This window comes from Candidatus Cloacimonas acidaminovorans str. Evry (assembly GCF_000146065.2).
Classification (GTDB): domain Bacteria; phylum Cloacimonadota; class Cloacimonadia; order Cloacimonadales; family Cloacimonadaceae; genus Cloacimonas; species Cloacimonas acidaminivorans.
In genome coordinates this window covers 2141839-2156134 of the sequence record NC_020449.1, presented here as the reverse complement: position 1 = coordinate 2156134, position 14296 = coordinate 2141839, and the positions used below count along the sequence as shown (strand labels likewise).

At 38.8% G+C, this 14296-nt stretch carries 10 protein-coding genes; 5 read left to right on the top strand and 5 right to left on the bottom strand.

Features of this window, described 5'->3' with window-relative positions:
- The first annotated feature begins 163 nt into the window (after positions 1–163).
- Both abc-f and CLOAM_RS09445 read left to right on the top strand, forming a co-directional pair.
- Complete coding sequence (abc-f, locus tag CLOAM_RS08605) at positions 164–1771, top strand: ribosomal protection-like ABC-F family protein (protein ID WP_015425516.1); 1608 nt, start codon at positions 164–166, stop codon at positions 1769–1771.
- Positions 1772–2198: 427 nt separating this feature from the next.
- Positions 2199–3230: a M14 family metallopeptidase gene (locus CLOAM_RS09445; protein ID WP_071818983.1), complete on the top strand. Its 1032-nt coding sequence runs from the start codon at positions 2199–2201 to the stop codon at positions 3228–3230.
- Positions 3231–3412: 182 nt separating this feature from the next.
- On the opposite strand, the gene rpoD is transcribed toward CLOAM_RS09445, so the two are convergent.
- The 5 genes from rpoD to rpsU all read right to left on the bottom strand — a co-directional run bounded on the left by rpoD (position 3413) and on the right by rpsU (position 10315).
- Positions 3413–5152, bottom strand: coding sequence for an RNA polymerase sigma factor RpoD (rpoD, locus tag CLOAM_RS08595; protein ID WP_015425514.1), 1740 nt, complete (start codon positions 5150–5152; stop codon positions 3413–3415).
- A gap of 21 nt (positions 5153–5173) precedes the next feature.
- A complete protein-coding gene (dnaG, locus tag CLOAM_RS09080) occupies positions 5174–6895 on the bottom strand; it encodes a DNA primase (RefSeq protein WP_052293583.1) in 1722 nt (573 codons plus the stop codon).
- Between the two features lie 63 nt (positions 6896–6958).
- Positions 6959–9301 carry an endonuclease MutS2 gene (locus CLOAM_RS08585; protein ID WP_015425512.1) on the bottom strand — a complete coding sequence of 781 codons (2343 nt, stop codon included), beginning with the start codon at positions 9299–9301 and terminating at the stop codon, positions 6959–6961.
- Between the two features lie 161 nt (positions 9302–9462).
- Complete coding sequence (locus CLOAM_RS08580) at positions 9463–10017, bottom strand: CvpA family protein (protein ID WP_015425511.1); 555 nt, start codon at positions 10015–10017, stop codon at positions 9463–9465.
- 91 nt (positions 10018–10108) lie between these two features.
- Complete coding sequence (rpsU, locus tag CLOAM_RS08575) at positions 10109–10315, bottom strand: 30S ribosomal protein S21 (protein ID WP_020046631.1); 207 nt, start codon at positions 10313–10315, stop codon at positions 10109–10111.
- Positions 10316–11199: 884 nt separating this feature from the next.
- On the opposite strand from rpsU, the gene CLOAM_RS08570 reads away from it, so the two are divergent.
- The 3 genes from CLOAM_RS08570 to ribD are packed head-to-tail and all read left to right on the top strand — an operon-like array spanning position 11200 to position 14222.
- Positions 11200–11943 carry an NAD+ synthase gene (locus CLOAM_RS08570; RefSeq protein WP_044279267.1) on the top strand — a complete coding sequence of 248 codons (744 nt, stop codon included), beginning with the start codon at positions 11200–11202 and terminating at the stop codon, positions 11941–11943.
- Positions 11944–13119: a tetratricopeptide repeat protein gene (locus CLOAM_RS08565; RefSeq protein WP_015425509.1), complete on the top strand. Its 1176-nt coding sequence runs from the start codon at positions 11944–11946 to the stop codon at positions 13117–13119.
- Positions 13116–14222: a bifunctional diaminohydroxyphosphoribosylaminopyrimidine deaminase/5-amino-6-(5-phosphoribosylamino)uracil reductase RibD gene (ribD, locus tag CLOAM_RS08560; protein WP_015425508.1), complete on the top strand. Its 1107-nt coding sequence runs from the start codon at positions 13116–13118 to the stop codon at positions 14220–14222. Before CLOAM_RS08565 ends, ribD begins: the two co-directional genes overlap by 4 nt.
- The last annotated feature ends 74 nt before the right edge of the window (positions 14223–14296 follow it).

Genomic DNA, 14296 nt, shown 5'->3' with positions numbered 1-14296 from the left:
CCATTCTTGAGTTTCTTTGTCCTTCCTGCAAAAGCCGGAAGTCAGATAAGAGTAACTTCTTCCCGCATTTAACTTTAAAGAACTATCTCACCCTTTCTCTCATAAAGAAAGCTGTTATGCCTGCCCGCCAAGAAAACTGCTAAAAACAATTAAAGGAGAAAAAATGCAGGCAATACGGCTAAAAAATATACACTTCACCTATCCCGATCAATATCAGGAAATTCTTTCCGGCATTACTCTGGATATTTGTGACGGACAAAAAATAGCTCTCATCGGGAAAAACGGTTGCGGAAAATCTACTTTGCTAAAAATTATTAGGGGTGAACTGCAGCCCACTTCGGGTTCTATTTCCTATCCTATAGCCGTTCCCAAAATCGGTTATCTGCCTCAAGACCTGATGATTAGCAACCAATTAACTGTGCGTGATTTTTTATTGCAGGGAGATATTAATAGCTATAATATTATTAGAGAAATCAATACCCTCTCCGCAGAAAAAAACCTGTGCGTTGAAGATGGCTTGCATCTTGCTGAATTGTGGCAAAATTATGATCACGACAATGTTTTATTTTGGGAACAAAATGTGGATGAAGTAATTAGGAAAATGGACTTGAATGCCCTGGCAAATCAAAGCTGTAACACTCTTTCCGCGGGAGAAACAACTCGCGTTCAGCTTGCCTTGCTTTTATTACAAAATCCGGATATTTTAATTTTGGATGAACCAACAAATCATCTTGACCTGCAAGAACTTATGTGGCTGGAAAATTGGCTGAATAATTACCCCAAAGCTATCCTTTATGTTTCCCACGATAGAGTGTTTATTGATCATACTGCCTCCAAAATTATTGAACTGGAAAAAGGAAAAGTTGTTATCCGAAAAGGCAATTATGAAAGCTTTACCAAAGACAAACAGGAATTGCAGGAACACCAGTTAAAACAATATATGCAACGCACAAAACTGATTGGAAAATTGCAGGAAGCCGCTCAAAAAAGACATAATTGGGCAAACAGCTTTCAAAAAGAAACCCGTCCCGAAGGTGGTGGATTTGTTTATGAATCAATTTTTAACGCTGCCAGAACGATGAATCAACAGGCAAAACATATTGAAGAACGTATAATTATGCTGCAAAATCGTTTTCCGATTGAAAAACCGATAAGAGATAAAACCCGTAAAATAATGTTTTCCCCTGTCCAAGGGCAACCCAAAGAACTGCTTTCCTTGAAGGATATTGACTTTTCTTATGGCGAAAAACAGGTCTTGCATAACCTCTATTTTTATCTTTGGGGAGGCGAAAAAATCTGGCTTGCAGGAGCTAACGGAATAGGTAAAACTACTCTGCTGAAAATAATTACCGGCGAACTGAAACCCACAAAAGGAACCGTTTCCTATACCAATTTCTTAAAAGTTGGTGTCTATAATCAAAACTTAAACACCCTTCCGGGGAATTTAACTATTTTAGAGTTTCTGAAACAGTTCTCCGATAGCGAAATGGAAATTCGTAATTTTATGGGATGCTTAGGGTTAACCGGAGATATTGCCTATCAGAAAATTGAAGTTCTTTCCTGGGGTGAAAAAGCAAAAGTGCAACTAACTTCTTTGCTTTGTGGAAAATATAATCTTCTCCTTTTGGATGAGCCAACCAACCATCTGGATATTAAAACCCGGGAAATGCTGGAACAAGCATTAAATCAATATCAGGGTGCAGTTATTTTTGTCTCGCACGATAGGGCTTTTATTCAGAATTTGGCAACCCGCAAGTTTGAACTGAAATAATGCAAAAGGTAAAGAGCCAAGAGAAAAAGGGTTACGGAATTATTTTCACTCACAATTATGCAATTTTCAGCCCAAAAACAATTCTCCTCAATTTTATATCTATCCAACTTTATCCTATCTAACTAAGCTATAAGTGAATTCCGTGGTTCAAAATTATAAGGAAAAAAAATTGAAGATGAATCCAAATATAAGATTGACAGAATCAGATAAAATATTTTATAAGTTTACTGGTAGCTCGTTATAATATAATAGAAAGCAAGAGAATAAAAGAAAGCTAAAATATATAAGTATGTGCCTTCCACTGAAATTCATTCTTCATTTCTTTGGCTCTTATTGTAAAACCCTCACTGCTTTAGCTCTCACTTTGCAACTCTCGGTTTCTGTATTTCTCCTTGACGATAAGTTCATTTCCGATAAAAAGGTATTTATGCAAACAATAGATGCTTTACAAATAATGTTTCTGGTGATGATGTTACCTTGCCTGATATCTTGTATGCAGGCAAAAGGAAATGTATATCCTCTTGATTCCAAATATGTTAAGGCAGAAGAACTGAATGCTAAATTGGATAAAATCGTGCAAATTAAACCAGAACTTGCTGAAAAAAGGATTATTGGTTTCAGCAGTGCCGAAAATTTACCTGTTTATGCCTTGCAATTAGGGAATAAAAATGCCGAAAAAGCAATTTTGGTAATAGGTCAACATCATGGAGAAGAAGTTATTGGCGTTAATGTTTCCCTCGCCTTAGCGGAAAAGTTGTTAAACAATTATTCCCAAGAGGATAAGCAATCCCATCTTTTAGAGAATTATCAGGTTTGGATTATTCCCACTTTGAATCCGGAAGGGTTTCGGATTGTAAGTTCCGGAATTTTTAGAACTAAACGTAAGAATAACCGGGATACTAATAATAATCATAAACTTGATCTGCGCACAGATGGTGTGGACTTAAATCGTAATTATCCTATTTTTTGGGATATGGACTCGGAAACAGAAATCAACAGTCCCTATTATAAGGGCTCAGAACCGGCTTCCGAAAGTGAAATACAAGCAATTATCGCTTTGGCTCAACAGGAAAACTTTGCTTTGGCAATTTTTCTGCATAGCTCCATTTCCGGTGCTTACAGCGAAAAAATATATCTTCCTGCCCGGAGTAATGATTCAGAACTTTTTCAAAAGACACAGACCTTAGCCACTATTTACGCTAAAGAAGTGAAAAAGGACTATCTGAAAGGAACTTACGAGGTCTATGCAGGAAATACTTCCGAAGTGGGAAATGCACGTAATTTTTTCTTTTATCGGATGGGAACTCCGGCTTTTTTAGTGGAAATCGGAGGCCAAAATAAACGCGGACAAAGCATTATTCATCCTGCCAATGCTATGCTGGAAAAGATTGTGGAGAAAAATGTGCAGGCAATGCTGAAAGTGTTTGAAGAACTGGAAAAAAGGAAGAAGGAAAAATAGAGGTAAGTCAGGAGTCGTCACTGCCTTTAATATTTTTTTACATTTTCCTCTATCAAATTTGGCAGTGAGGACTCGTGACGACACAGTTACCTGAAACAAGATTGCAACTCAAATTATTGCCTTGTTTCACCTTTTCCCTTTTTCACTACAAAAATGCGGAGGAATGGCATCCCCTAACTACATTATTTCACATGGAAGTTATCCAGGAACTGTTGTAAAATTGCAGCTCGGGAAGGATGGCGAAGTTTTTTCAGTGCCTTATCTTCAATTTGGCGAATGCGTTCACGGGTAACCTGAAAAATATTGCCAACTTCTTCCAGGGTTCTATGATAGCCATCATCAATGCCAAAACGCAGACGAATAACTCGTTCCTCGCGCGGAGTTAATGTTTTCAGAACTTCATCCACCTGTTTTTTCAGGAGGGAACGTTCTGCCAGGCGTTCTGGAGAAATAATTGTTCTATCCTCAATAAAATCCCCTAAGATACTATCTTCGCTATCGTGTCCAATGGGCTTATCCAGAGAAACGGGTTCTTTGCTGATGGACATAATGTTTTTGATTTTTTCCACAGGGATATCCAAGACCTCGGAAATTTCTTCAGGATAGGGTTCACGCCCCAATTTTTGCATCAGGCGACGGCTGGTTCTATTAATTTTATTGATGGATTCAATCATATGTACAGGAATACGGATAGTTCTTGCCTGGTCTGCAATAGCTCTGGTAATTGCCTGACGAATCCACCAGGTGGCATAAGTGCTGAATTTATAGCCCTTACGGTAATCATATTTTTCTACGGCTCTCATCAGTCCGGTATTTCCTTCCTGAATGAGGTCTAAAAATTCCAGTCCACGATTGTTATAGTGTTTAGCGATACTGATAACGAGGCGGACATTTGCCTCAATCATTTCATTTTGCGCTCTTTCTTTATTGCGTTCGGCACGGTCAATTTCCCTTAGCAGGAAGATTAATTTGTTACCGGTCATTTTGGTTTCCAGTTCTACACGACGGATTTTCCTGCGGGCATTTTTAATTTTGCGCAAGGTCTCTACAAAAACATTGGGGTCAATTCCTGTTTCTTCCAAAACTTCCTGAAAGTCCTCATCGCTTTTTTTGGCACGGCGTCCATACATACAAATTTCATCAATGGTATAGCGTTTAATGCGGGTTAAATTATTGATGCTTTCATAGCTTTCTTCAATGCGTTCAACGAGGGAGCGAATACGGTAAACCATTCGTTTAATGAGTTTATCGTTATAGGACAGTTGCATAAAGGTATTCACAATTTGAGAGCGGAGTTCATCAATTTCTTCCTGTCTGCTGGAAGTTCCGGTATCGTCAAATTCACAGTTATCCAGGATATTTCCTACTTTTTCAAATTTCTCTTCGTTTTCTTTGAGGATTTCTTTGAATTTCTCTATGATTTTGGCATCCTGATTTTTATCTATCCAAGTGCTGATATCTACTTTGAAAATTTGGTCTAAACGGACTCTGCGTTCACGATAGCGATGCAAGAAGTTATACATTTCCCTTAAAGTGCTTCCGCATTTGAACACATTTTGGTTGATCATTTTCTGATAGGTCTCAATCTTTTTGGCAACACGCACTTCTCCTTCTCTATCCAGAAGGGGAACACGACCCATTTCTCGTAAATACATTCTAACGGGGTCATCGTAATAGCGTTTGGACTTGAATTTTTTAGCGGTGGATGGTTTCCGAATAGCGGCTCCGCTTTTAGTGATGCGTTTTTCGGTTTCGTCTATGATTTCAATTCCATCCTGGGAAAGGTCAAAGATAATATCATCCACCTTATCCAGAAAGAAGGGACTGGGGGGCAGAATTTCATTTATCTGCTTAAAGGTTATGTAACCGGATTCTTTCCCCAATTCCACCAGTTTTTTCAAACATTCATTGTAAGTAATCATTAATGCTCCTTGGAAAACCTTCTAATAGAGGACTTTGTTTACGACCTTCCTGGTCATTTGCCTATACTTTAGAGCCAGCTTTTCTTTCTCTTTGAGGAGTTCCATATTTTTAGGGTCTTTGCTAATTGCGCGATCCATTTCTTCCAAGTCCCTTTGGACTTTACGGATGCGTAAGCCGGAGAGGCAATCTTCAAAACACATTTGCTGTAAATCCTCAAAAAGAAGTTCAGCTAAGCTTTCCTTTATTTCATTATTTTCAATATTATCAAGCAGGGCTGCCGGTTCCCAGGGCTCTGATTTTAGATTTTGAGTTATCAGGAAATTATATACCTGACGGTAGCGCTTATTATTAAAATAACTGGAATCCAAGTCATTGGCAAGTAATTTATAAGATTCATAGTCCTTTAGTGCCAAAGCAAGAACATTTCGCTCTTCAAAGCTTTCGTATTGAGGCACAATTTGTTCACTTGATTCAGCGGAAACGGAAGCACTGCTACGGCGTAATTTACTGTTTAAAGCACCTACAGTAACTCCAAAGGCATCGGAGACCTCTTGCAGTAATAGCTCCTGTTTAATTCTGTCCTTTAATATCCTTAAAGCATCTAAAATCAGTTCAATTCTTTCCGCGGTTGGCTGTTCCGGACGCGGATCGGTTGCCAGGAAATTGATTAAGGGAATTGATTTATCTACAACTTCTTGCATTGCTATCTTACCCTGTTTTAAGATCAGGGAATCGGGGTCTTCTTCTGCAGGCAGATTAGCTATTAAAACTTCCATACCTCTACTTAAACATAAAAGTCCGGCTCTTACTGCAGCTTTAATTCCTGCACTATCGCCATCATATAATATTATAATCCGATTACAGAAACGTGCCAGTAAATTTATTTGATCTTCCGTTAGAGCTGTTCCCAAGCTGGCAACGGAATTGGTAAAGCCGTTTTCGTATAGACGCAGGAAATCAAAATAGCCCTCACAGATAATAGCTGTGCCGGCTTTGCTGATATTGTATTTGGTTTTGTATAAACCGTAGAGTTCTTTGCCTTTGGTATATAGTTCCGTTCCGGGTGAATTTATGTATTTTCCCACACCTTCTTTGGGTTCCAGAATGCGTCCGCCGAAAGCGATAACTTCCCCTAAACTATTATGAATAGGGAACATCAAACGGTCTTTAAAGAGGTCTGTTAAACCCCCGCCATAATTGCCAAAAAGTCCGGAGTCCTTTAGCAGAGAAACACTATAACCTTCTTTCAGGAGATGATTTAAAAGCGCTTTTTCACTGTTTAATGCATAGCCCAACTGCAGTTCTTTAGCCGTTTCGGGAGAAAAAGAACGCTTTTTCAAATAATCCAAAACATTCTGCCCAAACGCAAAAAGCGAGGAAGTGAAGAACTCTGCGGCACTTTTATACACGCTTAACAGCTGTTCCCTTTTAGTATTTACAACTTTGGTTTTTTCATATTCAGGAACTTGTATACCGGCACGCTGAGCCAATTTTTTTACCGCTTCAATAAAGGTCAGCTTTTCAAAGTCCGCTACAAAACCGATTACATTACCGGCTTTGCCACAAGCGAAACATTTAAAAATCTGTTTGGATTGGCTTACATAAAGCGAAGGGCGAGAATCATTATGAAAAGGACATAAACCACGAAAGTTACTTCCCACCCTTTTCAAGGGAAGATAACCTTGAATAACATCTACGATGTCGTTAGCACGACGAATTTGATCTATTAAGTTTTGATCCATTTTTTCTCGGAAGAACAACATCCCTGTTGTTCATTAGCGTTGGCCAGGAGGTCAACCTTCCGTTTAGATAGTAACAATGGTTACTCCGGTTCCACCTTCATTAGGACCTGGAGTTCCGATACCTTTTACCTCTTTTCTTTTTTTCAGATAGTCCCGAACCTTAGTTCTTAAAGCGCCGGTTCCTTTTCCGTGAACAATTCTTAAGGAATGCAAGCCGGCCAGGGCAGCATTATCCAAAAATTCATCTATCAAGGGTTTTGCCTCTTCAAAGGTTAGTCCTATAATTTTCAGTTCAAATTTTGCTACGGGAGCAACATTAGCTTTCACTTTAGGTTCTATTTTTGTTGTTTCAGTTTTCGTTTTGGGCTCAAAAAGTGTGCTCACAGGTGTTTTGAAGGTAATTCCGTTCATATCTACTTTTGCCTGTTCACCTTCAATAGACAAAATAACTGCTTCCGTTTCAAAATTGGAAAGCCAAACCTTCATTCCGGGTTGAGGATTGCTGACGGGCAAGTTATTAGCGGAAAGGTCTTTGTCAAGTTCTTTTTGAATCTCGGCATTTTTAACTGCTATATTATGTAATTTGTATTCTAAAAATGTTTTACGTTCCTGTTTGGAAAGGGTTTTCAATTCTGCGAGGTCATTCTGATATATTTTTTGTTGGGCGATCAGTTCTTGTTGCAATTCCTTTAAGTGATTTTGGCGGCGTATTTTCACTTCTTTTTCCCATTCCTCTTCTTTTTTTGCCAGTTCTTGCAGTTTGGTTTCCAGCAGGTGTGTTTTCAGTTCATTTTGATAGCAGGAAACGCTGTATTTCTTTTTTTCGTCCTGCATTTTTTTCAGCAGTTCGGTAAATTGGACATTTTGGTTGCCGGCAAGTTCTTTAGCTCTTTCAATTAGGGCAGGGTCAATCCCCAGAGAGGCAGCAACTTCAATAGCAAAGCTGTCACCTGGGAAACCAGCAATAAATTTATAGGTTGGCTGGAGGTTTTTGGTATCAAATTGCATTGAGGCATTCAGACACCTGGGATGCTGTTCAGCAAAGATTTTCAGGGCTGTGTAATGAGTTGTAACAATTGCCGGGCAACCTAAAGCCAAAAACTTTTCCAGAATTGCCTGTGCCAAAGCGGAACCCTGTTGAGGATCAGTTGCAGCACCTATTTCATCTACTAAAACCAGGGTATCCGGTTTTGCCTTATTGAGCATTTTACCTATTTTTTCCAGGTGAGCGGAAAAAGTGGAAAGAGCATTTTCTATGGACTGGTCATCTCCAATATCGGCAAAAACATTGCTAAAAAAGCCAATTTCACTATCAGCATCAGCAGGAACGGGAAGTCCTGAAAGAGCCATCAGAGTAATCAAACCGACTGCCTTTAGCAGAACTGTTTTTCCCCCGGTATTGGGTCCGCTTAAAATAATAATTTTTTTCTCTTCGCCCAGTTCCAAATCAAAGGGAATAACTTTGCGGCAATTTCCCAGGCGTAAAATCAGCAGAGGATGCCTTGCCGATTTTAGATTCAAACAAGGACGGGATAGCATTATCGGGGTTTTTGCCTTTATTGTATTACAAAGCCGTCCACAAGCAAAACGAAAATCCAGCCAAGCCAGAATTTTCTGATTGCGTAAAAGTCCTTTCTTTTCTGCTTTGATAGCTGAAGTATAGGCACTGAAAATACGATAAATTTCCTGCTTTTCCTGCTGAAAAATAAGCTGGAGTTCATTATTGAGAGGCACAACAGACATTGGTTCTATAAAAACAGTGGATTTACTGCCGGAATGGCTTTGAACGATGCCATTTACGAAAGGAACCGCACTTTCTTTAACGGGCAGAACATAACGGTCTTCCCTTTGAGTTACATATTTATCTTGCAAGTAGTGTTCTAAACTACTGTCGGAAAGTAATGCTTGCATTGTTTTCTGAATCTGCATTCTTAAGGAATTAGCTCTTTTGCGGATAGTTGCCAGTTCTTTGGAAGCGGTATCCAAAATTTCACCGTCTTTATCAAAAATCTCCAAAAACCTGGAATTGAGAAAGGAAAAGGAGGTTAATTTCTTTAGGTAAAGAGTAATTTCCGGAAATTCCTCCCAAAGCTTTAGCTGAGCCAAAATTTCTTCGGCAATGAGGTTATTGGCATAAACAGCAGAAAATTCCTCAAACGCAAAAAGAGTGTTTCGGCTGTCTTCAAAAAGAGGTTGCAGATTAGTTAAACCACTAAAATCATAATCTCTACCCCGCAAAAGTTGTTCCTGGATTTCGGCTACCAATTTCTGGGATTTGATTATTTCCCCCAAATCGGAGAGGGGCTGTAATAAAGATGCCTGTTCTTTACCTAAATCACTATGACAGCGTTTGCCGATTTGAGCAACGAGAGTTTCAAATTCCAGGTCGGGATTATGATAAGTCATAAATTAGATAGATAGCGAGATGGAGAAGTGAGAGGACTTTGTCCAATGAGAGTTAAAACAGTGAGAGGAATTTGGGGAATGGGTAAAAGTTATTTTGGCAGCCACGACTCCTGACTTAATTTTGCACCGAAAATTATCACTTTGTTTCACTTTTTCACCTTTCACTTTTCACTTTTTACCTTTTCCCCGTTTAACTTCTCTGCAAAAGGCAATTTCGGCATTTTAATCAATTTTGTTCTTTCTGTCAGTTTCAGTTTGGTAAATATTTCTTCTTTAACAAGGTCTACACCAGCATAAACGCGATGTTTTTCTCCATTTTTCAAAGGGGTAGAAAGTTTGGGTATAAAATCCAGAACAACGGTTAAAATAATAACTACCAGCAAACCGTTGATAATTCCTAAAACGGCACCCAGAGTGTGGTTAACAGCAGAGAGTTTTAAGGCGCGTAAAAACCTTTCCAGGATGTAAATAACAAGTCGCACAATCACCACAATTAAAACTATGATTAAAACAACGGAAATAACAGTTGCCAGCCATTTGGCAAAGTGAAATTTTTGCATTAAATTGCGTTGCACCAGAGGATAGTAATGACCCACCAGAAAGAAAGTGAGAATATACCCTCCAAGCTGAACTAAACTTGCCAGCAGACCTTTACGCCAACCCAAAAAAGTGAATAAGATCAGGACTGCCAGGATGATCCAGTCAATAAATCCCATTTTTTCCCCGCTTAAAAAAGCTTACAGGGAATAATCTTCCCTGTAGCTTATATTCTTGTAATTAGATGAATTCTCTTCGTTAAGAGGAGTCCTATTTCAGATAGCGTTGCATCCGACGTTGCATTTTGAGCATTTTGCGTCGGGCAACATTTGCCTCGCGTTTCTTACGAACGCTTGGTTTTTCGTATGCCTGATTCTTTTTTATCTCGGAAAGAATAGCTGCTTTTTCGCATTTTTTCTTAAATCGTTTTAATAAAAGATCGAAGCTTTCATTTTCTTTTGCTACAACTGTAGGCAAATAAATCACCACCTTTATTTTATATTTTTTCTAATGCCATATTTTTAAATGTTGTTATGCTGTCAAGGGAGAAAAATAAACTCTCACGGATTTCATTTGGTAAAAGGTCTGGGATGAGCAAAATGATAAGGTTGAGAGGGTTGAGAAGGTTTAGATGGTTTAGAGGGTTGAGAAGGTTTAGAAGGTTGAGAAGGTTTAGAGGGTTGAGATACCTTAAAAGCCCAAAGGGCGACACAATGATAGCGATGGTGGCGTAAGCCCCTCGAAAAATGAAAGCCCCGATTTTTTCTTTTTTCCTTACCTGGTCTTAAAAAAAAACCCTAAGGGCGACACAATGATAGCGATGGTAGCGTAAGTTTTATGGTAAAAGAAGGTTTACAATTTTAATTCCTTTATTCTTTTTCACCGGGTTGAAACCCGTTGTTAATATCTGTCGTTCCTACGGAACTTTTTCCCGATTAAATATAGTTTTGTAAGTTCTTTTCTTTTCACCGGGTTAAAACCCGTTGTTAGTATCTGTCGTTCCTACGGAACTCATTCTTAACAAAAGAGATAAGATGTTTTAATTGACTTTTTTAACAATCTTATTTTAAAAATAATCACTTTGATAATCTTACTGCTTCTGCTCTCACATCATTCTTTTTTCATTTTTCCCTTTCCCAATAGCATTGTCTTAGCAATACGGACTCATTGCTAATGCCATCCGTAATGGGTAAGCAATGGGTAAGCAATGCTATTAAGGAAGAAGTAGCAATTATTTGTAAGGCAATTTGTTATGTTAATTTAGAGAAATAACCTCAAAAGAGAATTTGCTTGACGGAAAAAAGAGGAAAAAAGATAATGAAACAAAGGTAATAGATAAATGGAAGGAAGCGAAAATCATAATGAATTATAAAAAAGAAAGAGAGAGAATAAGCAATTTTATTCAGGATTACTGCCAGAAAAGCAGATTTGAAAATCTCGTGATAGGTCTTTCCGGTGGTGTGGATTCAGCTGTGGTATCCGCTTTAGCTGTTCAAGCAATTGGCAGAGAGCATTTATATGCCTTTTGTTTACCTTCCCGGGAAAGCAATCCGGATAGTGTTAAAGATGCTTTTTTAGTGGCAGAATGCTTAGGTCTATTTATGCAAACCATAAATATAGATGAACTTACGGAGAGTTATTTTAAAAAATATGCTCCGGAGGCAATTCCTTTACGCAAAGGGAATTGGATGGCACGAATCCGAATGAATATCCTTTATGACCAGGCGGCAAAACACAACGCTTTAGTAATCGGAACGAGCAATAGAAGTGAACTTTTAGTCGGTTATTTCACTCAATTCGGAGATTCTGCCTGTGCTTTTGAACCAATGGCACATCTTTATAAAACTGAGGTTTGGGAACTGGCAAGGGAATTATGCTTGCCCGAAAAGGTTATCAATAAAACACCTACAGCCGATTTATGGTCAGGTCAAAGCGATGAATCCGAGCTGGGGATCAGTTATCCTATTTTAGATAGCGTCCTGAAATATTTAACGGAAGGAGAAAGAAAACCGGAAGTGGCGGAAGAAATAATCGTTAAAGTGCAGAAAATGATGGACAATTCAAGTTTCAAGCGTAAAATGCCTCCTTTTTTAGAGAGGCAGTAAATGCTTAAATTATTCAAAAGCTCGCGTTGTCAATCCTGTTATACGGAACGGGCAATCAGAGTATGTCCCCGCAAAAGAAAAAACATTTGCTGGCAATGCTGTAATGAAACACGCTGTGATACACGCTGTCCGGAAAATTGTGATTATGCTCCTAAAAAAGAAGAAACAAAACCGTTTCCTTCATTTAAAGCCGATTCACGCGCCGAAGCAGAAAATGCTATAAAACGCCATATAGACCTTTGGACGGGTAGAGAAAATCCTTTCCTGAAAAATAAAACTCCCGCCAAAGAAGCCAGTGAAAACCCGCAAGAAATGTTTGCCTGGCTGAGTGGATTTCAGTATCCGGTATATTTTCCAATGGATTATCTGCTGAAAAAGTTAGATTTGCCTTTCACCCCTGCCGAGAAAAAAGAAGACCCTGAGAACTGTGTAGAAAAATGGATGAAAACCCTTATTCAACTGAAATGGAATGAATTACGACAATATAGTATCAATCAGAGCTCTATGGAGGATTTGGCAGAACGCTATACAGAACTGATTCAAGCCATTCCTCAGCTGGGTAAGGTTTCTACTTACAGTATTTTATACAGCGGATTGGGTGAGGATGGAATAAGCGCTCTCGTTTATATGGAATTAAATCATAAAATTGACTGGACTTTGGTGCTGAGTAATATAACTGGCAGCTGGAAAATCAGACAAAATATAGCAGGCAGTCCGCAGGCATATTTTAAACAAAATCAGGTCTATACAGCTATAGCAGAAGCACTTGGCAAAGCTGATGACGCTAAAGTTTGGGAACTGATAAACAGCAGCTTGAAAATTTATCCCGATAGTCCCGATCTCTATTACTATCGCGCTTTATACTGGCAATTGGTAAAACAAAGAGAGCAAGCGGCGGTGGATTTCTTTAATGCCATTGCTCTTGATAATAGTTGGACCGAGCCCTATTTGCATTTAAGCGCCCATTATTTTGTGAAAGAGGATTATGAACAGGCAAAAATCTGGCTGGAAGAACTGAAGATTTTACAACCGGATGACCCCAATGTGCTGAATAACCTTGCCGCTGCTTATGCCGGAAACGGAGAAACGGAAAAAGCAAAAGAACTTTGGCAGGAAATTGTGCAAAAATATCCCGCTTTTGAATATGCCAGGAAAAATTTGGAGAAACTGCAATGACCGATGCCCAAATCAAACAATATATGCAACGAGCAATTAAAGTTGCAGAAAAAGCCAGAGGTAAATGTTCTCCCAATCCCTTTGTCGGTTCTGTTATCGTGAAAAATAATCAGGTGATAAGTGAGGGCTGGACTTTGGAATATGGAAGCGATCATTCAGAAATTCAGGCACTTAAAAAAGCGGGCAAGAAAGCCAAAGACGCTACTTTATTTGTAACTTTAGAACCCTGTTCTCATTACGGTAAAACACCACCCTGCGCTCAAGCCATAATTGATGCCGGAATTAAAGAGGTCTATATTGGAATTTATGATCCCAATCCTTTGGTTAAAGGCAAAGGGATTGCGATGTTGAAAGAGGCGGGAATTGATGTTCATTACGGCTTTTTGGAAGAAAAAATAAGAACCCAGCTGGAATGTTACCTTTGTTATATACAGAAAGAAAGACCCTTCGTAACCTTGAAAACAGCCCTTACTCTGGATGGAAAATATGCCGCTGAAGATGGCACGGCACACTGGATAACTGGAAAAAAAGCCCGGGAATATGCCCATCAATTACGCAGTGAAAACGATGTGGTTTTAACCGGAATAATGACCATCCTTTTTGATGATCCACGACTGAATGTGCGGCTCCCGGGAAATTACAAACAACCACTGAGAGTTGTTTTAGACCCTTATCTTAAAATACCTGTGCTTTCCTATTTTGTAAGTATCTCTGCTAAATTTCCCGGAATGGTTATTACCTCCCCTGATAATCTGCAAACAGATAAAGCCGATATTTTAAGACAAAAAGGGGTAAAAATTGAAGCTCTGGAAACTAAAGACGGACACTTTAACTTACACGAGGTCTTAAATTTATTATATAAAATGAATTATTACAGCGTTCTGCTGGAAACAGGCAGCGGAATAGCGGAAGCATTTCTCAAAGAGGAATTGATAGATAAAATTATCTTTATCTATGGAGCCAAAATTTTAGGTGGAACTAAAAGTCCTTTGCCCAATTTGGGCATTGAAAGTATCTATAAAGCATTGTATATATGGAAAACAAGCTGCCGGAAAATTGAAAACGATGTTGTAGTTACTGCTTACCCTGTCTATCATATTTAAGAATTTGTCTTTAGTTCTTGGCGCTTTAGTTTATCTATTGTATAATTTTTATAATGGAAATGCAGTTAGGATGA